The organism is Arthrobacter glycogeni, from assembly GCF_054510815.1.
Map to the genome: position 1 here is coordinate 238,856 of NZ_JBTNDV010000002.1, position 26,966 is coordinate 265,821.

Consider the following 26,966-nt stretch of genomic DNA (forward strand, 5'->3'; position numbering starts at 1 on the left):
GTGACCACCGCCATTGAAGTTAGAGGGATTTCGAAGCAGTTTGTGCTGCGCCATACCCGTTCCATCAAGGAAGCGTTTGTCTGGCTGGTCAAGGGGCGCAAGGGTGACCTCTCCCAAAAATTCCATGCCCTCGACAACGTATCGCTTGTGGTTCGCCAGGGTGAGTCAGTGGCTCTGCTGGGGCTTAACGGATCGGGCAAATCGACCCTGCTGAAGCACATCTCTGGGGTTATGCTGCCCGATAGCGGTACCGTGCGGACCCGGGGACGGGTGGCGGGCCTCATCGAGGTGGGTGCCGGTTTCCATCCTGACCTCAGCGGACGCGACAACGTGTACCTAAACGGTGCCATCCTCGGTATGACCGAACAGCAGATCGACGACCTGTTCGAATCGATTGTCGACTTTTCGGAGATCGGTCAGTTCATCGACACCGAGGTGAAATTTTACTCGTCGGGGATGTACCTGCGCCTCGCTTTCTCCGTCGCCGTGCACACCAATCCTGAGGTCTTCCTGGTCGACGAGATTCTTGCCGTCGGTGACGAGCCCTTCCAGAAGAAGTGTCTCGCCAAGATCAAGGAACTGGCTGCCGCGGGTAAGACCCTCGTCGTCGTTAGTCATGATCTCGACCTCGTGGTGCAGGTCTGCTCGCGGGGGGTGCTGCTTGAACACGGACGCATTGTCATGGATGCCCCGGTAGCCGACGTGGTGTCGAGGATGCGTGCCTAAGGGGGTCCTTCTCGGTTCGTTCGCGGTCGCCATAGGCCGAGGTGGGCGGGTGGTGCAACGCGACGAACGCCGGGAGGAACATTGCGCGTTTGAGTTTCTCATTGCCCCGCCGGCTTGAGTGTTCTCCCATAATAGAAGTCCCAGGCCGGCGGGTCACGGGTGCGACGCCGTCAGGACCCGGGCCTCCACGGGTTCCCCGGTCTGCGTGTGACGTCGTCCGGTTGTCAGCGCAGAGCTGAAAGGTGTTCGGCCCGTGTCGGCATCATGATCTGATTGAATGCGGCGAACATGGACGCAGAGAGCCCGATCAGCGGCTCGGGGTGGATTTGCGTGCCGGGATCGACCGGCCGACACGCCTGTGACAAGAACGTTCTAGGAAAAGGTGACGGCGTAACGGGTCTACCGGCAGGCAATGATTTCGTACAGCCTCGCCTTCCCTTCGCGGTCGATTAATTTGACTCCCGGGGCAGTGGCAAGGTTGTCCAGACCAGGGAACGGATGGGATCCGGCATGCACCTCAACATCGCCGAATTCGAGGGCATAGAATGCGCCCAGTTCCTGCACGGCACGGCATACCTCAGGCTGTACCGCAGCCTCATCCAGCTGGTTCATCAGCAGTTCGGCGTCGCCGGCCGCGCGGCTTGAGGCATGGGTCAGAAGAACATTTCGATCTCCAAGCGCGTACGCAAGAGAGGCTCCGGTCCACGGATTCCCGACCACGACCGCGCCCTCGGGAACTGACTGGTCCAGCCGCTCAATGAGGGTAAGTTCGTCATTGGTGATCAATTCCGAGTTGCGGTCTAGGACGTACTCCTTGCGGGCCTTCGCCTGGGCATTCTCGATAGCCTCACCCTGACCGAGGAATCCGATAGTAGTGCAACCAATGACGATCACCAGCCAGGCGGCCACCTGCTGGGTCCGCCAGTTCGTCGTCCGTCGAACGATGGCCGAGAGAATGGCGGTTCCGCCCAATACCGCCAAGGGGATGGCAGCGACGGGTAGCAGGGCGGCTAGCCGGTTGCTGTCGTTATACCAGAGGCCGCTGAAGAAGCTGCGCAGATCGCCCTTTTCAACGCTGGCAACATTGACGTACAGCAGGGCACTAGCTGCGTAGATGCCGAGCACCCACCAGTACTTGCGGTTATTGATAGTTGCCGCAAGGCCTATAAGGGTTAGCACCAGCATGATCCAGTTGATTTGACCGCGCATAGGTGCAACGGCGAGAGCCTCACCGACGGCGTGAGTGGTACTCAGGAATGGTGCCCACAGAGAGTTTTGCAGCGACGGGCGAAAGGAAATCCAGAAGTAGTAGGTAAACGCCACGTAAGCCATGAACAAAGCTGGGCGAGCGAGGTGGCGGTACCATGGGGCGCCACGGCGGACCAATTGCCGGGTGGTGCGCCATAGCACCAGGCCAGCCAGGGGGACGGCGAAGAGGAAGAGGGCGATCATGGTGCTCGGGTGGGAGAGGGCTATCGCCGGCAGAACGGCCAGCAGCCCGATCCCCGCCAGAAACCGGCCATTCAAAGGATCCTGGACCACACCCAGCATGGTGCCGGCAAGCCCTATTCCCACGGGGAGAAGGGCAATCGAGAGGAGATACGGGTACAGGACGCCGAAGTCCACCATTAGGTAGGGGAAGGTGGGGTACGCGGCCGCCAGGGCCCCGGTCAACAGGATCGGCAGGGGCTTTTCCCCGGCAATACGGGTGACCATAAATAGGGCCGACAGTGGCCAGACGACGGCGCCAATAGCGATATTCGTAGCGTTCACTGCAACAGCAATCGGAGCACCGCTGGTGAGGGCCACCAGGGTGATGAGGTCATGCCACGCCGCAGGGTAGAAGCTGAACCCCGTTCCGCCGTTGGTGAGGTTACCCAATGTCAGGGAAGACCCGGATCCGGTGTCGAGAATGTAGCGTAGCGAGTTCAGGTGGAAAATGTTGTCGTAGGACTGGGAGATATTCTCTGGACCGACAAACATTTCGGCGAACCGAGCCCCGATGATCAACGCGGGAACGGCAACGGCCAAGGCGCATAGGCCAGCGGTCAGTAGCCCAGCCCTGGTGGGGCGATACACGAGGACTAGTTCCCGACCCCGGGAACGCTGCCAGAGGAATCGAATCAGCAGTCCGCCGGCGGCAGTCACCAGGGTCATCCCGATCAGGACCGCGGGAGACCAAGGAATGGAAAGGAAAGGGGCCAGGATCGCGCCAACGGAGGCCAGGGAAACAGAAATTGGTGCCGCGAGGGTCACCGAGGTGAGCCCGCGGGCACCGCAGGCCCTTGCCACCAAAAATCCCGGCACCGTCAGGATGACCACTGCCATCAGGATGATGGGGGCCGCCTGCCACCAACTCATCAGTACTTCACCTTTTTCTGGGTCATCGCAGTTATGTCCGGGGAGCGGTAAGCCGTTCCACGACGGCCCGAATCACCGTTTCGTCTGTTGCGCTGCTCAGCTCCGGCGCCGCAATATGGGAGTTCCGCTTGAACTGGGAGACTTCGGCCTCTGTGAGCGCGGACAGGGTCCTCGCGAGGTCGTCGGCCGTGAAGCCCCGGGTCACTGCGCCAAGCCGATGGTCCCTTATCAGTCTAGACGTCTCGGGTGACGGGCTGAACACGATCGCCAACCGTGCCTGGACGAAGTCGAAAAACTTGTTCGGGAGCATCAGTGCGTGGTTGGTGGTTCGTGGCGGGAGGCTGAACACTCCCACGTCGTACCCGTTGAGGGTGGCAGGTAACTCATCAGGGGACACCGCGTCGTGGAAAGTGATCCGGTCAAGTGTGCCGGCAGCGGCACGCAGTGAGTCCCAGTACCTGCCACCGTCGCGTGCCTTGACCAAATAGAGGTCAAGGCTGAAACGCTCATCAAGCATCTTAACGGCTTCGATCATTCCCTCAAGATTCCGTCCGGGGACCGCTGCACCGCTGTGCACCAGGCGGATCAGCCCGGGCACCATGGCCGACGGCTCCAGTTCACGCAGCGGGCCGGCGTTGCGCACCACCTCCACCGGGCAGCCGAACCGCTCCGTATACAGGCGGGCGATGGAGTCGTTGACAGTGAGGACCGCGGCGGAGAGAGGCAAATAGGTCCGGCACACCCAGGTCATGTAGGGCTTCACCAGCAACTTCCAGGAGAGCACATGGGACCGCTCCTCGGGTGCCCACTCATGCATGTCACCGAGGACTGGAGCCGTCCCAGCGACAGCGTGGGCCAATGGCAGCGCGCGCGCCTCGTTGGCCACCACCAAATCGAATCGCGTCTCCCCGATGAGCTCACGCGCCTGTCGGACGGCAGGCGCCTGTTGACCAGCAGTATTGAAACGCCGCAGGGCCAGACCAATCACACCCTTAACCGTCTGGGGTAGGGAGGGAAGAGCCGAGTCAACCTCAAGGTGGGTGGTCGACCCGGGCGGGGCCGAACCATAGCTCGCCGTCGTGACCGTTCCACATTCGGCAAGGACTTTCACCTGTCGCAGCACCCTGGAATCAGCGTTGATATCCGAAAAGGAGATGCAGAGGATGCGGAGGGTCATGAGCGCTAGCCTAGCGGTTCGGCCGGGCTTCCCGGCCCGGTGCGGCGGCGTGCCCCCTGTGGTGAAGCTGAGGATCGGGTCGAGGAAGATATGGAATACTTACCCCTGTGAGTCGCTCCTGGGTCGTCATACCAATGTATAACGAAGCCACCGTAGTTGGTGGTGTGATCAAGGGACTGCTCCCACATTTCCCCCACGTCGTGTGCGTCGATGACGGGAGCACTGACGGGTCTCCGGAGGCAGCAGCAGCGGCGGGTGCCGTCGTCGTTCTTCACCCCTTCAACTTGGGGCAGGGCGCAGCCCTCCAGACCGGTCTTGAGTACGCGTTGCAGGATCCCGCGCTGGACGCGGTCATCACATTCGACGCCGACAACCAGCACCGTGTGCAGGATGCACAGGAAATGCTCGCCCGAGTACGTTCCGGCGAGCTGGAAGTGGTCCTGGGATCACGATTCCTCGACGGGCGCACCAAAATCTCACCGCTCAAGCGCCTCGTGTTGCGCACCGTAGCGTTCCAGTCGAGGATGTCGACGGGCCTCGAACTAACTGACGCCCACAACGGCCTCCGGGTGATCAACGCTGACGTCGCCCGGCGGATTCACCTGAAGCAGAACCGGATGGCCCACGCGTCCGAATTGATCCACCAGTTGGCCGAGATCAAACCACGGCTCGCTGAGCACCCCGTCGAGATCATCTATACCGACTATTCGAAGGCCAAAGGCCAGTCCCTCCTTAACGGCGTCAACATCCTTGCCGACCTCTTCTTCAGGTGAACCCCATGCTCCTTATCGTCCAGTTCGTCTTAGTCCTCGCTGTGATCCTCGGCTCACTGGTCCTGATGAGGGGTGGCGCGAACGCCAGCCATCTGGCGATCCGCAGGATCCTCCTGCTGGGCTTCGCTCTGGTCGCGGTCCTGTCCATCTTCCTGCCAGGGCTCCTAACCGGCCTGGCGAACCTGTTCGGCATCGGCCGGGGGACTGACCTAGTCCTGTACGGGTTTATCGTCTGCTTCATGGTCTTCATGGCGTCCTCCGCCCAGCGCAACCGTCACATGGAGGACTCACTGACCAGGCTGGCCCGCAGGGTCGCGTTGGATGAAACACCTCACGTCTGGGAGTCGGAAACCGGTGCGCAGAGCTTGCCCGGAGCCCCATCGGACGACCCTCCGCAGACCCAACTAAGCTAATCTTGCGGGAGCCATGAAATCACTTATCAGCATTAACCGCCAGCTTTTGGCGGTCCTGCCACCCAGCGCGCGCAGGTTCCTCTTGCGCTACGCAATCCTTTCCTCCCTGCTATCACTCATTGATGTGGTCGCCTTGGGACTACTTGCCATCGTGATGTCGAGCATCATCACCGGTACCCCGGTCAACCTCGGGCCGTTCGGACAGATCGATGAAGTGAGCCACTACATTGCCGTCTTGGCAGTGTTTTGCACTTTGGTCATCATCAAGAGTGGGCTAAATATCCTCTTGCTGCGGTATGCGACCTCTCGTTTCGCCTCCCACGAAGTAGCAATTGGTGATCGGCTGCTAGCTGCTTACATGAGGGCTCCCTGGGTTGACCGTCTGAAGCGGAACTCGGCTGAGCTCGTTCGTTCAGTGGATTCAGGGGTGTCCCTAACCGTCTCCGGGGTACTGATGCCGTCGATGGGGTTGGCGGGCGAGATTGTCTCGGTGATCGCAGTTGTGAGCGTGCTGTTCGTCAGTAATTGGATCACAGCGGTAACAGCAATCATCTACCTGGGCCTGATCGCGCTCCTGCTCTCGCGCGGCATCTCCAAGCGTGCTGTGGCCAACGGGCGACGCAACCGTCAGTTCTCGTTCAGGACCGTCCGTCTTCTAACTGAAGCGGTTGGCGCGCTGAAGGAAGTCACCCTCCGCGGCGCCTCTCCGGACGTCGAGAAAGCGGTCCACAACAACCGCATTCATTCGTCAAAAGCTAGGGCGCTGGCGATTTTCCTCGGCCAAGTACCGCGCTTCGTCCTTGAAGCCGGGCTGATCGGTGGCTTTATGCTGGTGGGTGCGGTGGGACTGGTCACTAGCCCATCCAGCGTCGATCCGGTCACCAATGCCCTGGCGGCTGTCGCGCTGTTCGGTGTCGCCGGCTTCAGGATTATCCCGTCGCTGACGCGGTTCCAGGCCATTCTGTCCATGGTGCACTCCAACTCTCCCTTCGCTGAACAGGTGCTTTCTGACATCAAAGAGGCTGAGGCTAGCGCTAAGGACCAGGAAGAACCAGATCAATCGGAGCTTCCTGAAGGGGTGCCCGACGTGGTGCTGACAGATGTGTCGTTCACCTACCCCGGGGCGGATATACCTGCACTCAACGGCGTGACCATGACGATTCCATCCGGCTCGCGGGTAGCCGTAGTGGGATCGTCGGGCGCAGGCAAGTCCACGCTGATCGATCTACTGCTGGGGCTTTTGCTGCCCAGCTCCGGCCAAGTATTGGTAGGGGGAGTCCCAATGCGGGCTGTTCTTCATTCCTGGCGATCCCGAGTCGGCTACGTGCCGCAGGAAGTGTCACTCTTTGATGCTTCGATCGCCCAGAACGTGGCCCTGACCTGGGATCCCGATCAGGTAGATGCGGATCGCGTTCGGCGAGCATTGGAACGAGCGCAAATGCTTGAGACGGTCGAGAGACGCCCCGACGGCATTCTTGGCGCTGTTGGTGAACGAGGAATGGCGCTGTCCGGTGGGCAGCGCCAGCGCCTCGGCATCGCCCGTGGGCTGTACGCCGATCCCGCGGTACTCGTGATGGACGAGGCCACCAGCGCACTCGATACGGCGACCGAGGCCGCCGTCACCCAGGCCGTCCGCAATCTCACTGGAAGCGTTACCACCATTACGGTCGCCCACCGCCTGTCGACAATCCGGGACAGCGACGTGGTCTTCTTCTTCGCGGATGGCAAGCTGGCCGCCCAGGGAACCTTCGCCGAAGTCATAGCGCAGATGCCAGACTTTGCCGAGCAGGCCGCCCTGGCGGGACTGACCTAGTTTTCACAGCCCCCAGACCGCAATCCAACTAATTCTGGAGTAAAACCATGACCGAGGGAAACCTTCCCGGAGCTCGTCCGCGCATTCTCGTGCTGTCCTTCTCACCTATCCACCGGGATCCCCGGGTCCTGCGACAGATTCAGTTTTTCAGCGAGTTCGCCGATGTGCTTTCCTGCGGTTATGGTGCCGCTCCTGAAGGAGTGGTCGAGCACGTTGAAATTCCCAGCGATTACAAACCGTGGCGGCCGGACTTCAAGAAGGTAGCTATACTTCTCGGCGCCCGGTTCCACGAACGACTGTACTTCGACTCCGACCGAGTCAAATATGTCCTGCGGAACATCCCCGCAGGCAGCGTCGACGTGATTGTCGCCAACGACGCCCTAGCAGTGCCGGCCGCGGTCGCACTCCGGCCCCGCAAGGGTATCCACGCTGACTTGCACGAGTATGCGCCACGCCAGGGCGAGGACAAGCTGCAATGGAAGCTTCTAGTCGGTCCGCTGATGGATTGGGCCTGCCGGAAGTACGTCACGAAGGCTGACTCGGTGTCGACGGTCGCCAAGGGTATCGCAGAAGAATACGCTTCCGTCTACGGCATTGCCCAGCCGGCAGTCGTTCCTAACGCGTCGTACTACGACGCCCGCTACAATCCTTCTCCGGTAGGAGTGCCTCTCAGGTTGATCCACGCTGGTGCAGCTGGCCGTGGCCGCAAGATCGAAACCATGATCGACGCCGTCGCCCGCGCCAACGAGTTGAAACCTGGCAGCGTGACCTTTGACGTCGTCCTGGTCCCCGGAGATCAAGACTACATCGACGAATTGGCAGTTAAAGCGGCGGCCGTACCCGGTGGCGTCATCAGGATGCTGCCCCCGGTGAAATTCGAGGAGATCGTTGGGCTGCTGCATGGCTACGACATTGGCTTCTACCTTTGCCCTCCAGTAAACTTCAATATGCTCCACGCCCTGCCTAACAAGCTCTTCGAATTCGTTCAGGCTCGGCTTGCAGTGCTCATCGGCCCGTCACCGGAAATGAAGCGCGTTGTCGAGGAACACGGGTTCGGCGTGGTGTCGAAGGATTTCGACGCCGAATCTGCGGCCCGCGTTCTGATCGATTTGACGCCCCAGCAGGTCGACAAGATGAAGCAGGCATCTCATCTGGCCGCCCGGACCCTCAGCGCCGAGAATGTTGCTGCACCGTGGATTGCGGCGGTCAAGAAGCTGGCCGGCGTCTCCTGACTGGGTGAATGGTTTATCGGCTGGAGCACAGCTGTAAACGGGCTCAGGCTCCGTTCCCTTCGACTTGAAGGGGAACGGAGCCTGAATTAGATGGGAGCCGAGATTAGTTCAACTGGGTGCCGGCAAGCGTGAGTGAGGTCCAACCATGGCCGAACTGGGCCCAGGTGTCCCATCCTCCACCGGATTTGAGAGGGTAGTAGTGAATTGTGCCGTCGTAACGTTTCGCGATGATGCCCCGGCTGTCCGAGCCAGCGAAACCGCCGACACTGTCCATGGTGTGAGCGGACTGCCAGCCGGTACCGACAAAGCGCCGGGATTCATACTGGAATCCACCTGCGCCGGAGCCACGGTAAAGGACCAATTTGGCGGCGGCATTCCGGGCCAATAGATCTTGGCGACCGTCGCCATCGTAGTCGGTCATCACTACTGACATGCTGCCGAAGCCGTGGCCTATCTGGCGGGGAAAATCGAGGTTCCCATTGTTCGACTGGGACCAGTAGTGAATGGACCCATCAGAGCGTGTCCCGACGATAGCCGGCCGGGCGCCCCGCAGCCATGGTCCCACGGTGATTTTCATGCCGCTCCAGCCCGAGGCGGCAAGGATCTGCGGAGAGTTGAACCCGCCGCTTGCTTTGCCGAGGTAAACGCTAAGGCGACCGTTGGTCCACTGCGCGAGGATATCGACGACGCCGTCGCCGTTCCAGTCCACTGAGTGGATGGACCGGGTGTTTGACCAGCCGAACCCAATCTGGATCTTTGAGGACACATCACCGCGTCCCGTGGCCGGGTAGTTGAAGAGTCTGCCGGTGCGGTCGATGGCGATGATATCGGCTGCGGATCTGATAGAAGGCCCGGTGGGACGTGGCGGTGCTGGCGGCGCCAGTGGTGCTGGCGGAGCAGCGTTGCGGGTGAAAGTCTGCAACGCAGCGGCTGTGCCGTTCCAAACGTTCCAGTCGCCCACGACCGGGCCCTCGCTGGTGTACTGCCACAGGCTGTAGTCGTTCCAGCCGGCGGGGAGGGTGCCCGCGCCGATGTTGTTGTAGGCGGCAATGTGCAGGGGGTGGTTGGTGAAGGCTGTCGAGTTGCCCGTGCACTTGTTCCACCAATCGGTGGTGGTGTAGATCATCGGCACCCGGCCGGTGCGGTTCAGCATGGTGTTGGAGAAGTCCCTGATCCAATTGACCATTTGGGTGGTGCTCATGTTGTAGCAGGAGTTGCCGAGCGAGGGATACGGGTTATACTCGACGTCGAGCAGTGGGGGAAGGGTTTTACCGTCCGCCGCCCAGCCGCCGCCGTTGTTGATGAAATAGTTGGCCTGTTCGGCGCCCGAGGAGATACTCGGAATGGCGAAGTGATAGGCACCGCGCACCATGCCGGTGTTGGCGGACCCGGTGTACTGCTGGTTGAAGTAAGGGTTCCGGTAGCTCATGGCTTCGGTGGCTTTGGTATAGGCGAAGCGGGAGCCCTGGTTCCAGACGGCCGACCAGTTGACGTTGCCCTGGTGGCTGCTGACGTCGACGCCGACGATGCCCTGGGGGCGCCAGGTGTTCACCGCCGCCGCAGATGCTTCACTAGGCGAGGATTCACTCGGCGAGGACTGGTCCTGAAGTTCCCGGGCGGTGGGGACCTGGGGGTCGCCCGACTCGGCGATGCGTTCCACACCTTGGCCAAGCGTGGCACCGTGGGGGCCGATCAACTCGGCAAGAGCCCCCGGGTCTGCAGCCAGCTCAGCAGCAGTAAGTTCCTCCGGGGCGGCCACCGCGGGCGCAACAGGTTCGGCCGGCTGAGGTGCTGGGACCGGTACTGCAGTCTCCCGGGGCGGATCGACAGTCGCGGGCTCAGCCGGGACTGGCGTCGTCGGGACCGTGGGCGACGGCTCGGTCGGCACTGGGCCAACCGGGATTGGCTCGGCCGGAGCCGAGACGGCTGGCACCGGTGGTTCGACCTGTGGAGCGGCCACGGCGGGCAATGATCCGGCGGCGAGGGCGGCCGTCAGGAGCACGGCGGAAAGGACAGAGGAAGCGCGAGAGTGAGTCACAGAAAATTCTCCGATTAATGCGAGCCCGAGGCGAGAGGGAGGGCGTCGTCCCCTTGAGACTAACCCACTGTGGCTGATGTGACTACAGGTAAAGATGTTGCTGTTGGGTGAATCCTTATCCACAGGTGGGTCACCAGGGGGTGGGCGTGGAACGCCGCATCCCCTAGGGTGTAGTGCATTCACCGGTTACACCCACGGTCTCGGGCATCCCGGCCTATGACCGGGCGCCCTGATTTCAGGGAGTCTTATGGACGCCGTACGCATGATCGAGGATGAGGTACGCGAGCTCATCCGCCGGCACGGACTTGATCCCGCCCGGCAGGGCGGCGAGGTGTTGCGGCTGGTTGAAGCTGCAGTCAACGACTACGACGAACGCTCACTTCTCGGCACGTTGCCGCAACTGGGGCAGCTCGATCTGGTGCGAAAACACGTGTTTGACGCGGTGGCGGGATTCGGGCCGCTGCAGCCGCTGCTGGATGATCCCACCATCGAGGAGGTCTGGATCAATTCTCCAGCGGAAATTTATGTGGCACGCTCTGGCGAGTCCGAACTAACATCGTTGACCCTCTCAGAACAACAAATCCATGACCTTGTCGAGCGGATGCTGAAGTCTTCCGGCAGGCGACTGGATCTTTCCTCACCCTTCGTTGACGCGGCCCTTCCTGACGGATCTCGACTCCACGTGGTGATCCCTGACGTGACCCGGCGCCATTGGTCGGTAAACATCCGGAAGTTCATCGCGAAGGCAACCCGTCTGGAACACCTGGTCGAGCTGGGAACGCTCTCGCCTCAGGCGGCCCGCTTTCTTGATGCGGCGGTGGCGAGCGGGTTGAACATTCTGGTATCCGGGGCGACCCAGGCCGGCAAGACGACGCTGCTGAACTGCCTTGGTGCGAGTATCGGTTCGAGGGAACGGGTGGTAACCGTCGAGGAGATCTTCGAGCTTCAACTGCCCCTCAGGGATGTGGTCGGGATGCAGTGCCGGCCACCCAACCTTGAAGGGCAGGGGGAGATCCCCTTGCGGAGGCTAGTGAAGGAAGCACTCAGGATGCGACCGGATCGGTTGATTGTGGGCGAGGTCCGGGAGGCGGAAAGCCTTGACATGCTCGTAGCGCTCAATTCGGGGCTACCGGGCATGTGCAGCGTTCACGCCAATAATGCCCATGACGCAGTGACGAAGATTTGCACCCTCCCGCTCCTCGCCGGGGACAATATCTCCAGTGTTTTCTATGTCAAGTCACTACGAGAAAGTAGACTTAGAACATGGGAACCACAACGAAGACGGCCGCAGCGATCTACTGCCGCATCTCCCGCGATAGGGAAGGCGCTGGCCTCGGTGTGCAGCGCCAGGAGCAGGACTGCAGGGAACTCGCTGAATCCCTTGGTTGGAACGTTACTCGCGTGTACGTGGACAACGACATTAGCGCCTACTCCGGGAAAAAGAGGCCGGAGTACGAGAACTTGCTCGCGCAAATGGGAGCCGGGCGCATCAAGGGTGTTCTCACATGGCATACAGACCGTCTCCATCGTTCCCCGCGTGAACTCGAAACGTATATAGACGCATCCGAAAAAAGCGGCATAGTCACCCATACCGTCAAAGCGGGGGAGATTGACCTCTCCACACCATCTGGCAGGGCAGTAGCTCGAACACTTGGAGCATGGGCAAGGTACGAGTCAGAACACAAAAGCGAACGCATCGTAAGGAAAAAGCAGCAGCTTGCACAGTCAGGGGCTTTCAGTGGTGGCCCGGTTCCATTCGGATGGCGCATGATCGACGGCAAACCCATTATCGAGGAACCGGAAGCCACAGAAATCAAAAAGGCTATCCAAGGATCTATGGCGGGACGCAGTATTGGCTTCATCGTCAAGGATCTAAACAAGCGGGGGATACCGACCCGGCGCGACCAGCGCTGGACCAGCACCGCAGTACGGAACATGCTTCTACGCCCGACCAACGCGGGCCTATCGGTCTATCGCGGTGACATTGTTGGAACCTCCGTGTTTCCTCCCATTATTACTGAGGACGAATGGCGGGCCGTGACTAGCACCCTCAGAAACCCATCGCGGCTGACGCAGAACGGCAACAGGATAAAGCACTTGCTGGCGGGGCTCATGCTCTGCGGTAAATGCGATCAACCCATGAAAACATCGAGCCGAAGCGGAGCACATGGTCAGGTGTACTACTACAAATGCCAGAATCAAGGTGAAGGGCATACGTTCCAAAATGCCGCGCCTGTCGAAGCCCTGATAGGGCACGTGGTGATCGGTATTCTAAGCCGTTCGGAGAACACGGAAGGGCTAGCTTTCCACAGGGAAGATGACGACGCGGCAGAGCTACGCCAGAGGGCAGTCACACTACGTTCCAGGCTCGACGAAGCGGCGAATAGTTTCGCTGACGGTTCCATAACGGCTAAGCAAATGGGCATCATCAGTGCCCGCATAAACGTGGATCTTGAAGCGGTCGAAAATCAGATAGGAAATTTGCGCCACGTTAGCGCCCTTGCCGGACGCACGGGAACATTGGAACAGGTGCGCGAATGGTGGAACGGCGCAGACATAGAGGACAGACGCGGAGTGATCAACGCGCTAATGACTATCTATGTTCAGCCGGTGAAGAAGTCGGCACCTCGCTTGTTTGATCCCGAGCGGATCCGTATTGATTGGAAAGCATTATGAGTGGCAAATATACTAAGCCCGGAACCAGTTTTATGGATGGGTGGTTCGTTGCAATCGACGAAAAGAATACTGATTACAGGCTGCTCGCGACAGACACCCGTATTGTGAGTTTAGTTCAGTCTGCGGTGAAAAAATCTATTGGCCGGGTAGCTGATATTCCACTCAAGTGCGCAAACCATCTCACCGGCTATTCTGTGTCTCTCGGGGTCAAGCAGGACGAAGTGAAGCTCTTATACGTAATGCCCGAAGGGCTGAAGGACCGCCCGCATTGGGGAATTCAGCATAAGGACGAGCCTGCTGCGCCATTGCGCCTTACTTGCCCTTCATGCGGAACACTCACGACACGTAACAATGTATGGATGCTCACGGCCACGCTAAAGGCTCTGGCAGGAGCGAAGCGGACACGCCCGATAGTTCAAATAAGAACCTAAGCCAGTTGTTCTGGTACTGTTGTGATTACATGGTTGCGGTTGCCTCGGATTCCGCCAATGCAGGGCCCTCATAAGGGGGAAGTAGCCTAACAGCTCCCAGTGAAAAGCAACGTTTGTTGCCTCTCATAGGGAGCTATTTTTATGCCCTCTCAGGTTTTGAAAGCAAGATCCGCAGTAGGTGTAGCAACACGCAATGGCGATCCGGTCAAGATTGAAAATGCGCGTCGCGAATTGGCCGTCGCGAACCTCGAAGCATACGTACAGCGCACAGTAAGCCAAGCGCCGCCACTCACCCCCGAACAGCTGGACCGTGTATCCGTCCTTCTACGTGGTGGTTCTAAATGAGGCACCCACGAGAAAGCCGCCCAGTCGGGGGAGCTGGACGGCCTGAAATCTCTTGCGGAGATACCCCAATTGTACCCGCCGCTACCGACTATTACACGGGCGCTCAACTTCATGTTGCCGGCGCATTAGTTGTCGTTGTGGATACGGGACACGGCACGCAACGACGCCGCGTCTTCCTGACCGTCAAAAGCGCCCAGCGTGCCGCCGACAGGGCAATAGCATCCGGCCATGAAGCGGAAATAGTGCTGTGTCGTTTGGTCCCAGTTATGGGCGGTGAAGCCCTGTGAGCGCCCGGACATGCGACAACTGCCTGGAGATGTACGCGGCGGGGTATCGGGAAGGCATCAAGGCTACTGAGGAGTCCCAGGAGGACCGGGCAGAGCTCGCCGCGTCGAAGTTTTATGCCAAAGAGCACTATCAGACCTGGCTCGATGCCTTTATCCCCGCGACCATATCGGCAATGGAAGTCGAGCGTTACCGCCGGGAACCTGGATCGAGCTATATCCCACGCGACGGCGACCCACGTTATCCCCAGACCGTCGGCGGTGGTGCCAAGTGACGACCCCCGCATACTTCCTCGCCGAGACATTCGAGCCCGAGCCGCCAGTTTGGGAAGACCAGGGCCTACGATCCCACCAGCGCATTGCCTCTCGCTACGCTCAGTTTGGCCGAGGCAAAGTGCTATACGTTCATGGTGCTGGCTGGCACGCATGGGATGGGAAGCGCTGGGCTCCCGACATCCGAGCATCCAAGACAAACGCACTGCTGGAAGAACTACTGCGTTTGTCTTGGGCTGAGTCCCAGCACAGTGCAGAGCTGGCATCGGACGTACGTGCAAGCATGACGGCGACAGGCAGTGCCGGCGTCCTGTCGCTGGCATCCACAAAACTCCTTGCCGAGCACGTGGACATGGATCCGCATCTGTTGAACTGCCAAAACGGCACCCTGGACCTACACACGCTAAAACTTCGGGCACATGATCCGGCGGACATGCTGACGAAGATCACTGGCGCGTCCTACGATCCAGCGGCAAGCGGCGAGACGTGGCGAGAATTCCTTACTTCCAGCCTCCCCGATCCAGAGGTACGGGGATTCCTCCAGCGGTACGCGGGACTGGCACTCATTGGACAAGTCATCGAGCATGTCCTGGTCATCGCTACCGGTAGTGGCCGGAACGGTAAAGGCGTCATTGCCCGAGCCATGAAAGCCGCACTCGGCAGTTACGCCGTCACTGCGACAAATGACCTACTGATTACCGGGCGGCAGGGCCACAAGTCAGCCGGGGAACTTGCCTCGATGATGGTCCTACGTGGTGCTCGTTGGGCCGAGATGTCGGAACTCGACAAAGGCGCTCGCATGAATGAATCGCTAATGAAGTCGCTGACCGGTGGTGATTCGATCACAGCAAAGTTCATGGGCCGAGACTTCGTGGAGTTTGAGCCCAGCCACTCGTTTTACATGCTGACCAATGACCTCCCAGCGGTAGACGCCGACTCAGAAGCGGCATGGGCCAGGATCCGAGTCGTCCCCTTCACCGAGTCATTCATCGGGAAGGAAGATCCGACCCTTGATGCCCGCATTTCGGCAGAGATTGACGCCGTTCTCGTCTGGGCAGTCGAAGGACTCAGGCAGTACCAGCGGATAGGGCTCGCTGCACCAGATGCTGTGAACAATGCTGACTCCAGCTACCGGCAGGAGAACGACCCAGTGAGCGCGTTTGCCGGAGACGAATGTGTCATCAGTCCCGCAGCTAGTGCCAAGGCCGCTGTCCTATTCGACGCCTACACCGAATGGGCGCGGAAAAACGGAGAGCCCCAAATCACCGCGAAAGCATTCGGATCACTTATCAAACGCACCCCAGGAGTATCGGCGGGCAAGGTTGCCGGCTCTCGCGGATACGTCGGAATTGGGCTCGCAGCAAAAATCGAGGAGGACTAAAGAAATGGCTCTGACTAGGAAAAACACTCAATCGGGACAGATGGGACAGATAGTCCCAGTGATTCTCACGGGAAATGGTTCTAGGGAATCGCCGGGAAAACCTGTCCAATGCGTCCCAGACGGCACTAAATCCGTTTCCAGCATGAAACTTTCCAAAGATCAGTACATCGAACTGGCCGACACGTTCCGCGATAAAGCCCAGGGAGCCCACAAGGACGCCCGCACATGGATGAACCGGGCAATCATCGCCGAAGCCCGACTATCGACGCTCAGAACCGCTTATGAGCTGAACCGCCGTAACGGAAACGGCCTTACCGATGTCGCTGGCAACTCAGAGCCAGCACTACCGACCATCTACCCAGAGAGCGAATAAACCAATGACCGACCAGTGCACCACCCCAACTGTGAAAGAGGCTATCTAATGCCCAACTTGATTCCTATTGGCACCAAAGGCCTGCTAACCATTGCGGGCGATCAGCAGGTAGCAACAGTCGCTGACACCCGCGCAATACAGATCGCTACCGATGACGCGCTCGGGCGTTCTCAGGGACAGTCCACAGCAGATTCCAAGGCCTACACGGACGCTGAACTGGCGGCTAAGAAGTTCGCCCGCCCGTTCATCGCGGCCAACACGGACTGGAACACGCTAACCGAGACTGGTTCGTATCCGGTTCCCTATACCGGCCAAAACTTCACCAACGCCCCCGGCGACATCGCGGGTCGGCTGATTGTCGGGAGTAGTGAGAATCCCAATTCTCCAGCAGCGACACATTTGTTCGTCGGATATGCGGGTGCTGGTATTTTCTACCGCTCCCAGGGCTCAACCGGGCTATGGACTAAGTGGGACAAGATTGACAAGCTCCACGCCGGCGAAGCGCAGTCTCACCGTGCGATGCTCGTTTCAGCGTTTAAGGCTCGGCGTGGCGGGGTTATCGGCACTAGTGGTAAGTCTGCCGTTTCCTTCCGGTTCGATCACGGGCTGACGAACTTTGAGACTAAGGTACTTCCGATCCTGCGAAAGTACGGCATCCCCTGGTCGCAGGCTACGAACTCGAACCAACTGGCGAATGCCGGCAATACATCCAGTTTCCTCGAACTCTCGGGGTGGTGCATCAACGACGGCGGGGAAGTCTGGAACCACGGCAGGGATCACGCCAGCGCATCCGGCCCAGAGCCTATCTTCAAAGAGATTGTCACCGCATTGGATGAGTTGAAGGCTGGGATGCCTGCCCTGATTGTTGAAGGCTGGGCTCCACCGGGCGTTGCTGCTGGCGGGTTCGATGGATACGCGCCGGCCGAAACACTTGAGCAGCATTGGAACACGTACGCGGGCCAACTGGTACTCGCCTACCATGCAGCGGTGAGCGGCTACATTCCCGGCTTGTATCGTCCACTGCCAGCGGATCTGCCTATTGGATTCGGTCACGCGACGATTGATGCCCAGACACCGGCATGGGTTGACGGTGTAATCCGGGGGGCAGTGAACTCACGAATGGGTGTTCAACTGATGTTGCATTCGGCGAACGTTGACACGGTCGGCAATATGACGACCGCCCAGGTTGACGAAGTGTTCGCGAATGTCGCAGCGCTCCGTGATTCGGGGCAGATTGAAGTCCTCACGCCTACCGGGATGCTGCTGGCTGACCCGGAATCCGACTACCGGCACAATCTGATAAGCAACGGCTACTTCAAGGATGCATTTACTGGCTGGCTGAACACTGTCGCATGGGCGACTACTACTGTCAGCGGCATCACTTACGCCACGACAACGACTGGGACGCCGATCACTCAGGCTATCGGCTTCTCCCGCAAAGAAGCGTTTCTCGGCGGAACACGCGAACTCGTCTATCAGGTTCGTGCGGGCACTGGGGCTGTCGTCCGAACTGCCGCCACCGGAACCGGCATTACAGCATCAAAGGATCACACTCTCGCCGCGTCTCCGAACTGGGTCGAAGTCCGCAAGCCAATCACCATCCCGGCCAACTTTACCGGCGACCTCACTGTTGCTGTCGGCAGAGTGTCGGGCGGAATCGTTGACATAGCCGACATTCGCCTGCGAAGCATCTAAGGAGTCACGATGCCGGAAACCTGCACCTGCCACAGCGTGGAACAACTCATTGACCACGCCTTAAGCGGCATCACACCACACTCACCGGCGAGCAACGGCTCACCGGTTACCAATTCACCATCCCCACGAAAAAAAGGAATAAGACAATGACAGACCCCACACCAGCCGAACGCCTCGCATCAGGGTACGGAACGCTCACACCCGCCCGCCGGGACGGCTCCGCCCCACCTGTCATCGAATCCGCGCCTGCCCTCGCCGCCGTTGCCGCCATGTGGACACCCGAAGCGCAGGCCCGCTACAAACACCTGTCCAGTCTCCCTGACGGAGCGGTGCGCACTGCCGGCGCCGGTCTCGAACTCGGCTACCTCGAATCCGCGAAATCCGCAGCAGAACAGAAAGAAGCAAATTGATGAACGTCAAGCTCTCCACCGACGAACTCACCCGTGAACTAGCCAGCCGCCAGCAGGATCAGTTGGTCGAGGCCGCTCGCTGGCAGGATCAACTCACCACCGCACAAGACCGTTGGTGCCACGACCTGCTCGAGCGATACCAAGAACTTGAGGTAGCACTGGTCGCCGAAGGCGAAACGGCCATGACAGTGGCGACAGCGGCACTTCGAGCCCGCGACTTCACTACCGCATGGGACGGATACCTGGGCTGGCACGTCTCCCGAGCCGCCCGCAATACCCTCCGCTCAGGAGCGCAAAACGCAGCGAACAGAGTCCCATACAACGGCCCGGCCATCCCTGACCTGCGGTACGCGGACTTCGACTTCGCCGGCTGGCTCAACTCCGAAGGATCCAAAATCGTGGGCGAGAGCGGCGTGGACAGGTGCGCCGAATTGATCGGCGAAATGCCCGCCACTATCGCCGACCTCACCACCTAACCCCCAGAAGGATCGATAGGTTGCCGTCCTCATCAACAGGGCGGCAACCTGGCCTTTCCGATCATCACCACAAGATCAACGATTCGGCGTCCTCCCGCCCCCATAACGGCGGCACTAGCGGCATAGAGCCTGACAGTGCGTACGATATCCAAACCTTTCTCACGTGCGCGTAAAGCGGCTCTCTACGGCAGCGTGACACCCCAGGCCACCCTTCCGCTACCCCTTTTTCGTCCCTCCGGCGTAGCTAGATCCTCACTCATGGCATTTTTTCCACAGGGGATCCAACGCTTACTCCTTGGCCCCCCACCTGCCCACCCACAAGGCACGCCTACGCCATAGTGCCTATCTCTCTAGTTGCCTCTTACACCCATAGGTCATGAGTCCAATAGAGGGCAATTTTGGGCTTAGGCACTGTCCGTCTGTGGAAAAGAAACCTCGGGGGGATATTTTTTGCGCTGCGCCAAAGGAGCGAACCCGAGGGTGAGAGGGGGGGGGAAACCGGGCACTGCCTCCAACTCAATGGCTTCAGTTCCGTAGCTTGGAACCTGCTCTGCGGTAGTCTCACGTGCACAACACTATTGGGGAGGCCGCTGTGCAGCGCGAGCAATTCGATTCACACCAGATATGGGCAGCAACGAGGACTGCACTGGATCGAGCGAGGGAAATCGAGCCGCTGGACGATGTTGAAAGCAAGGAGCTCGAACGGATCCAGTTCATCATGGATTATGTAATGAGCCACCAGGACATGGGGACCGTTTACGCAGCATTCTTTACCCAGCAGATGCTTGATACGCCGCTTCCCTACGTCACCCAAGTGAACGAAATGCTCGCATACCGACACGCCACCGCTGGGCATCGCGCACAGACTACGCAAGCCGTTCCACAGGCTGAAGCCATGTTGTTCTATATGGCTTCCTGGCCGCGTCGGTATGCGAAAGGCGGTCAAGTCAATCAGATGTCCACGCTATTCGAGAATCTTCTCGAAAGGCAGGCCGAGGAGCTTGAAGCGCGCAAGTCAAAACAGGCCGAGGTTATACGTCATCTAAACAAGCTTCAGGAAGCTGGAGATGAGCGGGCAGATGAAGTCCGTAGCGCCCTCTCAGATCTGGAGACGGTCGGTCGGAAGGTATCTATACAGATCGAAGCAGCTAGTGGACGAATCGATGAAGTGGTGCAGAACGGTCTGACCACCATCGACGGACTTAAGCAAAAAAACTCCGAGATGTTTCAAGACTGGGTTGAGGGCATCGATGCCGAATGGCGAGACGACTACAAGAAGTATTTCGACGCCATAGCAGCCAAACGTAAGCGTGCAGACGAGGAGCTGGAAAGCCTAAAGGCGACTGTTGCGGAGCATGAAAAGCTAACCAGTCTTTCGGCTGCTGACACTTTGGCGCAGCACTTCATGAAGCAGGCCGCAAGCTCCAGTTGGATTAGTCTCGGACTTTTCGTCCTGGGCTTTCTATTTTTGATAGCTGCGGCAGTGCCATTCGGGATCCTATTGACCGAGGCAGGCGACTTGTCGGACACCTCATGGCCGGGAATTGTTCTACGACTTTCGTTTGGCGTACTCGCTGGCTCTGCCGCTACCGTTGCTATAAGACTTGGCGGGCGTTTCTCTAATGAAGCGACGGCGAGTAAGCGAATGGAAATGGAACTCCGAACGTTCGGTCCATTCCTCGCTACTGTGGCTGAGCAAAAAGACGTGGATACCGCTCGTCTTGAGCTGATTGATCGAGCCTTCGGGAAGAGCTACGTCACGCAACTCTCGAATAAGGCGGACGAGGATACTGTCCCGGTTTCAGGTCTAACCCAAATTATCGAGGCAATCGGACGACTTACTCCTAAGTGATTTGAGTTTGGTCATCAGTTGTTTTCTGTCTCCCGGTAGTCGCTAGCTTCACCGCGTTGGTCCAGACCCAGCCTTCCCGCTGGGTCTGAACCTTGGGCTCAACGAATCGGATCTTCACCGCTGTCCGAGTCCAAGCGACGGCGTGAGCTTTCACCTGAATAGCTCTAGATGGATAGCGGATCCAGGCATAGACGCGGCGTGGCTCTGGGAAGTCGTGGGATGGGTTCCGGTCGAGGTCTAGTTCGGCGGCGGTGAGCATCATGGGTTCCTCTCGCATCACCCAGCCGTCTATCCACTTATCGACGTAGCCGGCGCCGTACCGCTTGCTATCTCCCACGGCACAAGACCATAGTTCGGAGCGGTGACAGTTTGAGGGTCGCGATGACAGTGAGAGGCCCAAGCAACCTTTACAGTCGCTTGGGCCTTCGTGTTCGCCCCTACTAGGCGGGTGGTCGCGCTACTTGGATGCCCGGACAGCCAGTTCCACCCATACTGCGTCATCTTCGTGCCAGTGAGGTCCGTGTGTCTGCTCAAGTTCTCCTAGGAGATCCGAGGGCTTGCGGTCCATCTCGATGGCAAAGCGGAAGAACTGCTGGACCGTCTTGCGTGGCTTGGCGATGGTGGTATTCATGGCTGAGACCCTGTTCCTGTAGTGGTGTTGCGTTGGCGATTGATCCATCCCAGGCGGGATGTGGTGATCCTAACGGGTAACTCTGACTCCCGTTCATACTCTGGTAGTGCTTCGACGTTATGTGCTAGCGCTTTTGTGGTGCCGACTGTCGCGTCCTGCATCGACCTCGTGATCCACTGCGAACGCCTCCGCGATGGTCGACGACGGGTCACCGAAATTCTGTCCCTGGGCAGACGGGTGGAGAACGGGATCATCGAATCCTCGACCATCTTCCGGCGGATCGACGGTGACCTGGCGGTCACAGCAACGGCGATGCCTGCTGCGGAAAAGTTTGCCAACGCCGGATTTCAGGTTGCCCGCCTTCTGGAGGCGGTCCCGTGACCGCCGTCGTCGGAGCGGTGCTCGGTACTGGTCTGTTCTTGATCTGGTGGTCCTGTTGGGCGCAACCCGCCAGGGGCACGCGCGCCCACCGGAGGAGCCGACGGGTCGAAGAACTGCTGCTGCGTGCCGGCATCGAAGCAGTGTCGGCCGGCGGCCTCGTGGCATCCTCCCTCGGCGTCGGAGCGCTGGTCTTCCTAGCAGTTCTGATTGTCACCGGGTCTCCTCCCATCGCTGGCTGTTTCTGCCTATTTGGCACTCTTGTCCCCTTGGGTATTGTCAGGTGGCGGGCCCATCGTCGGGCGGAGTCCCTGCGCGAACTCTGGCCCGACGTCGTGGATCACCTACGATCAGCCATTCGCGCAGGCCTGTCCTTGCCGGAAGCGATCAGCCAGTTGGGTGAGAAGGGTCCAGCGGAGCTGCGGCAGGCCTTCACTACCTTCGGGATCGACTATCGGGCGGGTGCACGGTTCGATGATGCTCTCGGACGGCTGAAGGCGAGGCTGGCCGACCCCGTGGCAGACCGCATCATCGAGGCGCTGAGGATGACTCGTGAGGTAGGAGGCTCCGACCTGGGACGTCTGTTGGGGACACTCGCCGAGTTTCTTCGGGACAGCGCGCGTACCCGAAGCGAACTTGTGGCCCGCCAATCCTGGACCATCAATGCTGCGCGCCTCGCCGTTGCCGCTCCCTGGCTGGTGTTGATGCTCCTTGCCACCCGTCCGGAAGCGGTCAGGGCCTACAACACTCCCATGGGGGCCGCAGTGCTGGTGGGCGGTCTGGTGGTTTCGGTGGTTTGTTACCGGTTGATGCTCAGGATCGGGGCGCTTCCTGAGGACGAGCGGGTGTTGCGGTGATTGACGTTCAGGCGCTCGCGATGCTGATTGGTGCGTCCCTCGGAGTCGGTCTCTGGCTGGTGCTCGTTCGGGTTCCCGTTTTGCGGCCGACCCGCTTCGTGGACCGCGTTGCACCGCAGTTGCGATCGGTGGATGTCCGATCCCGGCTGCTGGACAGTCCACCGGGGGCGCTCATCCCCTTCGGTCCGCTCGAGCGGATCGTTCGGCCCGTGATGAACGACGTCGTTCGCTGGCTGGGCCGGTTCAATCCGGCGTCGGCGGTGCTGGCGAGGCGGCTGGCGCAGGCCGGGAAACACCAGCAGGTGATCGACTTCCGCGGTGAGCAAATTCTCTGGGCTGCGCTGGGCCTCAGCGTGTCCGCCAGCCTCATGGTAATACTCGCGGTCTCCGGCAGTATCGAACCAATACCAGCGATGCTGGTGGTGGTCGGTTGCACGGTGGGCAGCTACGCGCTCCGCGACTACGTCCTGGCCGTGCAGATCAAGCGCCGCGAGGCGAGAATGCTGGCCGAGTTCCCGAGCCTCGCCGAGCTGATGGCGCTCGCCGTCAGCGCGGGCGAGAGCGCCTCGGGTGCGCTCGAACGGATCTGCCGCACCGGAAACGGTGAACTTGCCCGTGAATTTGAGCGGGTGCTCGCCGAGACCAGGGCGGGAATGCCCCTGATGACAGCGCTTCAGGAATTCTCCAGCCGCACCCGGCTCACGCCATTGGTGCGTTTTGTCGATGGCATCACCGTTGCCGTCCAACGGGGCACCCCGCTGGCCGATGTCCTCCGCGCGCAGGCGCAGGATGTTCGTGACGTGGCCAAACGGGAGCTGATGGAATCCGCGGGGAAAAAAGAGATTGCGATGATGGTGCCCCTCGTATTCGGTGTGCTTCCCCTGACAGTACTTTTTGCAGTGTATCCAGGCATCGCACTGATCAGCCTGGGTCTGTGATTGTCCGGCCAGATACCAGAACCGACAGAAGAGGAACACCGTGAAATCGACCACACCCTCCCAGCGGATTCTTTCCGCAGTTCACCTGCTACTGGCGCTCGTCCTGATCCGGGTGACGAGGGCCGCGACGAGCGTTGACGACGACCCACCGGAGCGGGGGGATGTCCCCGGCTGGGTCATGATTACCCTGATGTCCGCGGTATTGGTGGCAGCGCTGCTCGCTCTCGCCGGCCCGGCGCTGGAGAACATGTTCAATGATGCGATCAGTCGCGTCAATCCCTAGGCGGCCGGTCGTGCAGGTGGATTCCTGCAAAGGAACCAGTTCCGAGCGCGGCGCAGCGGTGGTGGACTTCGCCCTGATCGGCGGACTGTTGTCGGTGATCTTCATTGCGGTCATCCAGCTCACCCTGGTGCTCCACGTTCGCAACACCCTCATCGACGCGGCGTCGTCAGGTGCACGGTACGGAACTCTGGCCGACCGATCAGCTGGTGATGCTGCACAGCGGACCGGATCCATCATTTCTGCTGCCCTCAGCGACGGCTACGCCGACGACATTTCGGTTGGCGAGGTCAGCCGCGACGGTCTGTCCATGCTGGTGGTGACTGTGCGGGCGCCGCTGCCAGTCATTGGCTTGATCGGTCCCGCGGGTGCGTTGGAGGTGACCGGCCATGCGGCGCTTCCCCGACAGCCTGCCGACGAATGACGAGGAGAGCGGGAGTGCGGTCGTCGAGTTTGTTTTCCTCGGCCTTGTCCTTTTGGTGCCAGTCATCTATTTCGTTCTGACTCTTGGTCAACTCCAGGCAGGTTCCTTCGCGGTGGTCGGCGCCGCCGATCAGGCAGCGAAGATCTATGTCACTGAGGAATCAACGGCCCAGGCCGCGCCTCGGGCGCGTCAGGCCGCCCTCTTGGTGCTGGGCGACTTCGGGTTCGATCCCTCAGCCGCCGAGATCAACATCCGCTGCACCGGTGACTGCCTGACGCCCGGTTCAAGCGTGACGGTCGAGGTACGGTTGGGCATCTCCCTGCCGTTCATGCCTGCTTCCCGCGGGGCGGGGGATTCAACGGTTGCCGTCGACGCAACAGCAACTCAACTGGTGGAACGATTCAAGTGATGCGACGGCTCGTTCAGTCCCGCCGGGACAGCGAATTCCCTGACCCGGAAAACGGGCAGGTGGTGGTCATGGTGATTGGCTATGTGCTGCTGACTCTCCTGATGATCACCGTGGTGCTGGGGGCTTCGGCCGTCTACCTGGACCGGCAGAAGCTTTTGTCAGTGGCCGACGGCGCAGCCCTCACCGCCGCAGACACCTACGGACTGGCCGAACCCTTGCCGGGAGCAACCGCACCGGTGCCGGAGCTCGACCCGGGAACCGTCAGGTCCACGGTGCAGGAATACCTGGACCTGACCGGATCCGGGGCGCGGTTCGACGGCCTGACCGTGGACCCGGCAACCGGTGCGCCTGACAGCAGGACCGCACGCGTGGTGCTCACCGCCGTCGTCCACCCGCCGATAGTGAACTTCCTGGTACCCGCCGGGATACCCATCGTGGTGACGGCCGACGCCCGATCCGAGCTCACTCGCTGACCGCAGATTTGTTCCGCATCAGCAGCGCTCTTTCCGGTGAATGGCGGTAAAATGGTGACGTTGGATGAGGTGGTTCGCATGGTGGTTCGCTCGCTCCGGCGGATGGTAGTGGCAGTTGTCGCATCGCTGGCGCTTCTGTTCGGCTTCGTGACAGTCGCACCACCCGCCCAGGCAGCTCCTTTATTCGGTCACGATGTTTCCTGGCCCCAATGCCCGCCAGCAGTCGGCGGTTTCGGCCTGCCTCTGCCGCCGCTCTCAACCCAATTCGTCGTCGTCGGCTTGACCAGGGGTTTGCCGTTCACCGAGAACCCATGCCTGGCCAGTCAAGTCACCTGGACCAAGACCCACAACAAGAAGAGCCACGGCTACGCCATGGCCGGGTTTCCCACTGCCGCCCAGCTGAGCACCTATGGCACCCGGGGGCCGTGGACCAGCAATACCCGTGCGGGTCGACTCTCCAACGTGGGGTACTCCGAAGCGCGGTTTGCCATCGCCAGCATGAACCGGATCGGCTTCCGGCCACCGGTGGTGTGGATCGACGTCGAACCTCGCCCTGCTCAGCCGTGGCCCGTCAGTACCACGGCGCAGCAACGCGATAACCGGCTCGTCATCGAGGGTCTGATGCGCGGGCTACGCGATGCGGGGTTCTCCTATGGCCTCTACTCCTATACCTCGGGGTGGGCCGAGATCACTGGATCCTGGAAGCTTCCGGGGGTGCCTGTGTGGGCCACGGCCGGGCGGCTTGACTATCCGAACGAGGCGCTGGACCGGTGCCAGCAGCCGAGCTTTTCCGGCGGCCGGGTCTACCTTTCACAGTGGTACGACGACACCCGGGACTACGACCGGACCTGCGAGCCGTACGCTTTCACACCCCTGGCCATCCCCGCATCGACGCTGTCCCGCTCCACCGCAGACTTCAACGGGGACTGGAACAACGACATTCTGGCCCGTGTGACCGCGACGGGCGACCTGCGGATGTACCCCGGGAAGGGGAACGGCACTGCATGGGGTGGCGTCCGGATTGGGGCAGGGTGGCAAGGATTCAACGCTCTGGAGACGCCCGGCGACTTCAACCGCGACGGCCCTGCAGATGTACTGGCGCGCGAAACTGCCACCGGAGACCTGTGGCTGTACCCGGGCAACGGTATAGGGCGGTGGCTGCCGAGGGTCAGGGTCGGCACCGGCTGGAATGCTTTCAACAGCATCGTCGGTCCGGGAGACTTCAACGGTGATCAGACGGTCGACGTCCTCGCCCGTGAAAGGGTCACCGGATATTTGTGGCTCTACCCCCGCAATGGGACCGGGGGGTGGCTGCCGCGGGTCAGGGTTGGCACCGGCTGGAACGCGTTCAACAGTATCGTCGGTCCAGGAGACTTCAATGGCGACGGCACCGCTGACATTCTCGCCCGGGTCAGAACCACCGGCGAGCTGTGGCTCTATCCGGGCAACGGCGCGGGCGGATGGCTGCAGCGGGTTCGAGTCGGCAGCGGCTGGAACTCCCTGACGGCGGTCATGAGCGCAGGTGATTTCAACGGCGACCGCACAGCCGATGTCCTGGCACGGGACAGTCGGGGAGTTCTGTGGCTGTATCCGGGGAACGGCTCCGGCGCCTGGTTGCCCCGAGTACAGGTGGGCACTGGGTGGAATGGGTTGAACCTCATCTTCTGACCCCCACACTCGTCCCCGCAAGAACTGGCGGACAACGCCGCCTATCCCGTTGAGCTGCACAATACTTGACACCTCTTTTGGATCTGAGGAACCTTCTCGGTAAGCGCTCGATCCTCCACTCCAAAACCCAAACCCTGGCCGAAACATAGAGGATGGAGCGGCAGAGCCTTGGCCCAGAA

General features: G+C 60.4%; 26 protein-coding genes and 4 pseudogenes. 23 read left to right on the top strand and 7 right to left on the bottom strand.

The genetic code is table 11. The annotated features are described in order from the left end of the window. A complete protein-coding gene (locus tag ACX80G_RS03290) occupies positions 1-726 on the top strand; it encodes an ABC transporter ATP-binding protein (RefSeq protein ID WP_459305575.1) in 726 nt (241 codons plus the stop codon). Positions 727-736: 10 nt separating this feature from the next. Here ACX80G_RS03290 and ACX80G_RS03295 read toward each other — a convergent pair. The 3 genes and pseudogenes from ACX80G_RS03295 to ACX80G_RS03305 all read right to left on the bottom strand — a co-directional run. Continuing rightward, positions 737-895 (bottom strand): annotated as a pseudogene (locus ACX80G_RS03295) (transposase); the annotation flags it as partial. Positions 896-1,125: 230 nt separating this feature from the next. Then, positions 1,126-3,087, bottom strand: a complete 1,962-nt coding sequence (locus ACX80G_RS03300; RefSeq protein WP_459305576.1) for a DUF6541 family protein — start codon at positions 3,085-3,087, stop codon at positions 1,126-1,128. A gap of 31 nt (positions 3,088-3,118) precedes the next feature. Beyond that, positions 3,119-4,264 carry a glycosyltransferase gene (locus tag ACX80G_RS03305; protein WP_459305578.1) on the bottom strand — a complete coding sequence of 382 codons (1,146 nt, stop codon included), beginning with the start codon at positions 4,262-4,264 and terminating at the stop codon, positions 3,119-3,121. A 107-nt stretch (positions 4,265-4,371) separates the two neighbouring features. On the opposite strand from ACX80G_RS03305, the gene ACX80G_RS03310 reads away from it, so the two are divergent. From ACX80G_RS03310 to ACX80G_RS03325, 4 genes are read left to right on the top strand one after another with little or no spacing between them, the layout of a single operon-like run. Then, positions 4,372-5,037 (top strand): glycosyltransferase family 2 protein, encoded by a 666-nt coding sequence (locus ACX80G_RS03310; protein WP_459305579.1) that lies wholly within the window; start codon positions 4,372-4,374, stop codon positions 5,035-5,037. Positions 5,038-5,042: 5 nt separating this feature from the next. After that, positions 5,043-5,450 carry a DUF2304 domain-containing protein gene (locus ACX80G_RS03315; protein ID WP_459305580.1) on the top strand — a complete coding sequence of 136 codons (408 nt, stop codon included), beginning with the start codon at positions 5,043-5,045 and terminating at the stop codon, positions 5,448-5,450. Positions 5,451-5,463: 13 nt separating this feature from the next. Then, a complete protein-coding gene (locus tag ACX80G_RS03320; protein WP_459305582.1) occupies positions 5,464-7,263 on the top strand; it encodes an ABC transporter ATP-binding protein in 1,800 nt (599 codons plus the stop codon). 47 nt (positions 7,264-7,310) lie between these two features. Continuing rightward, a complete protein-coding gene (locus ACX80G_RS03325) occupies positions 7,311-8,495 on the top strand; it encodes a glycosyltransferase family protein (protein WP_459305584.1) in 1,185 nt (394 codons plus the stop codon). A gap of 103 nt (positions 8,496-8,598) precedes the next feature. Here ACX80G_RS03325 and ACX80G_RS03330 read toward each other — a convergent pair whose 3' ends face one another. Further along, the gene (locus ACX80G_RS03330) at positions 8,599-10,533 is read right to left on the bottom strand and encodes a GH25 family lysozyme (RefSeq protein ID WP_459305585.1); all 1,935 of its coding nucleotides are present in this window, start codon (positions 10,531-10,533) and stop codon (positions 8,599-8,601) included. A 247-nt stretch (positions 10,534-10,780) separates the two neighbouring features. On the opposite strand from ACX80G_RS03330, the pseudogene ACX80G_RS03335 reads away from it, so the two are divergent. The 3 genes and pseudogenes from ACX80G_RS03335 to ACX80G_RS03345 all read left to right on the top strand — a co-directional run. Further along, positions 10,781-11,776, top strand: a pseudogene (locus ACX80G_RS03335) (ATPase, T2SS/T4P/T4SS family); the annotation flags it as partial. Positions 11,777-11,796: 20 nt separating this feature from the next. Further along, positions 11,797-12,204, top strand: a pseudogene (locus ACX80G_RS03340) (recombinase family protein); the annotation flags it as partial. Positions 12,205-12,300: 96 nt separating this feature from the next. Further along, positions 12,301-13,209: a recombinase family protein gene (locus ACX80G_RS03345; RefSeq protein ID WP_459305720.1), complete on the top strand. Its 909-nt coding sequence runs from the start codon at positions 12,301-12,303 to the stop codon at positions 13,207-13,209. Between the two features lie 901 nt (positions 13,210-14,110). Here the strand turns inward: ACX80G_RS03345 and ACX80G_RS03350 are convergent. After that, a complete protein-coding gene (locus ACX80G_RS03350) occupies positions 14,111-14,284 on the bottom strand; it encodes a hypothetical protein (protein ID WP_459305586.1) in 174 nt (57 codons plus the stop codon). Here ACX80G_RS03350 and ACX80G_RS03355 point away from each other — a divergent pair. From ACX80G_RS03355 to ACX80G_RS03385, 7 genes are all read left to right on the top strand, one after another. Next, positions 14,269-14,544: a hypothetical protein gene (locus tag ACX80G_RS03355; RefSeq protein ID WP_459305588.1), complete on the top strand. Its 276-nt coding sequence runs from the start codon at positions 14,269-14,271 to the stop codon at positions 14,542-14,544. The two genes, ACX80G_RS03350 and ACX80G_RS03355, sit on opposite strands and share 16 nt — an antisense overlap. Then, complete coding sequence (locus ACX80G_RS03360) at positions 14,541-15,923, top strand: DNA primase family protein (protein ID WP_459305590.1); 1,383 nt, start codon at positions 14,541-14,543, stop codon at positions 15,921-15,923. Before ACX80G_RS03355 ends, ACX80G_RS03360 begins: the two co-directional genes overlap by 4 nt. 142 nt (positions 15,924-16,065) lie before the next feature. Beyond that, on the top strand, positions 16,066-16,296 hold the full coding sequence (locus ACX80G_RS03365) for a hypothetical protein (RefSeq protein WP_459305591.1): 231 nt from the start codon (positions 16,066-16,068) through the stop codon (positions 16,294-16,296). A gap of 48 nt (positions 16,297-16,344) precedes the next feature. Beyond that, positions 16,345-17,991, top strand: coding sequence for a hypothetical protein (locus tag ACX80G_RS03370; protein WP_459305593.1), 1,647 nt, complete (start codon positions 16,345-16,347; stop codon positions 17,989-17,991). A gap of 146 nt (positions 17,992-18,137) precedes the next feature. Beyond that, complete coding sequence (locus tag ACX80G_RS03375; protein ID WP_459305594.1) at positions 18,138-18,401, top strand: hypothetical protein; 264 nt, start codon at positions 18,138-18,140, stop codon at positions 18,399-18,401. Next, positions 18,401-18,877, top strand: coding sequence for a hypothetical protein (locus ACX80G_RS03380; protein ID WP_459305595.1), 477 nt, complete (start codon positions 18,401-18,403; stop codon positions 18,875-18,877). The genes ACX80G_RS03375 and ACX80G_RS03380 overlap by 1 nt, the downstream gene beginning before the upstream one ends. A gap of 565 nt (positions 18,878-19,442) precedes the next feature. After that, positions 19,443-20,729 carry a hypothetical protein gene (locus ACX80G_RS03385; RefSeq protein ID WP_459305596.1) on the top strand — a complete coding sequence of 429 codons (1,287 nt, stop codon included), beginning with the start codon at positions 19,443-19,445 and terminating at the stop codon, positions 20,727-20,729. On the opposite strand, the gene ACX80G_RS03390 is transcribed toward ACX80G_RS03385, so the two are convergent. Both ACX80G_RS03390 and ACX80G_RS03395 read right to left on the bottom strand, forming a co-directional pair. Continuing rightward, positions 20,722-21,066, bottom strand: a complete 345-nt coding sequence (locus ACX80G_RS03390) for a hypothetical protein (RefSeq protein ID WP_459305598.1) — start codon at positions 21,064-21,066, stop codon at positions 20,722-20,724. The genes ACX80G_RS03385 and ACX80G_RS03390 overlap by 8 nt on opposite strands. Before the next feature lie 120 nt (positions 21,067-21,186). Beyond that, the gene (locus ACX80G_RS03395; protein WP_459305599.1) at positions 21,187-21,360 is read right to left on the bottom strand and encodes a hypothetical protein; all 174 of its coding nucleotides are present in this window, start codon (positions 21,358-21,360) and stop codon (positions 21,187-21,189) included. 123 nt (positions 21,361-21,483) lie between these two features. Here ACX80G_RS03395 and ACX80G_RS03400 point away from each other — a divergent pair. The 8 genes and pseudogenes from ACX80G_RS03400 to ACX80G_RS03435 form a co-directional block, all read left to right on the top strand. Further along, positions 21,484-21,741 (top strand): annotated as a pseudogene (locus ACX80G_RS03400) (CpaF family protein); the annotation flags it as partial. Then, positions 21,738-22,595 (top strand): type II secretion system F family protein, encoded by an 858-nt coding sequence (locus tag ACX80G_RS03405; RefSeq protein ID WP_459305601.1) that lies wholly within the window; start codon positions 21,738-21,740, stop codon positions 22,593-22,595. The pseudogene ACX80G_RS03400 and the gene ACX80G_RS03405, both read left to right, overlap by 4 nt. Beyond that, positions 22,592-23,533 (top strand): type II secretion system F family protein, encoded by a 942-nt coding sequence (locus ACX80G_RS03410; protein WP_459305602.1) that lies wholly within the window; start codon positions 22,592-22,594, stop codon positions 23,531-23,533. The genes ACX80G_RS03405 and ACX80G_RS03410 overlap by 4 nt, the downstream gene beginning before the upstream one ends. A 91-nt stretch (positions 23,534-23,624) precedes the next feature. After that, a complete protein-coding gene (locus tag ACX80G_RS03415; RefSeq protein WP_459305722.1) occupies positions 23,625-23,816 on the top strand; it encodes a hypothetical protein in 192 nt (63 codons plus the stop codon). Continuing rightward, positions 23,788-24,237 (top strand): TadE/TadG family type IV pilus assembly protein, encoded by a 450-nt coding sequence (locus tag ACX80G_RS03420; RefSeq protein WP_459305604.1) that lies wholly within the window; start codon positions 23,788-23,790, stop codon positions 24,235-24,237. The genes ACX80G_RS03415 and ACX80G_RS03420 overlap by 29 nt, the downstream gene beginning before the upstream one ends. After that, positions 24,203-24,646, top strand: a complete 444-nt coding sequence (locus ACX80G_RS03425) for a hypothetical protein (protein WP_459305605.1) — start codon at positions 24,203-24,205, stop codon at positions 24,644-24,646. The genes ACX80G_RS03420 and ACX80G_RS03425 overlap by 35 nt, the downstream gene beginning before the upstream one ends. Then, entirely contained in the window at positions 24,646-25,119 is a 474-nt protein-coding gene (locus ACX80G_RS03430; RefSeq protein ID WP_459305607.1) for a Tad domain-containing protein, read from the top strand. The genes ACX80G_RS03425 and ACX80G_RS03430 overlap by 1 nt, the downstream gene beginning before the upstream one ends. 69 nt (positions 25,120-25,188) lie before the next feature. Next, positions 25,189-26,787, top strand: coding sequence for an FG-GAP-like repeat-containing protein (locus ACX80G_RS03435; RefSeq protein ID WP_459305724.1), 1,599 nt, complete (start codon positions 25,189-25,191; stop codon positions 26,785-26,787). Positions 26,788-26,966 lie beyond the last annotated feature (179 nt).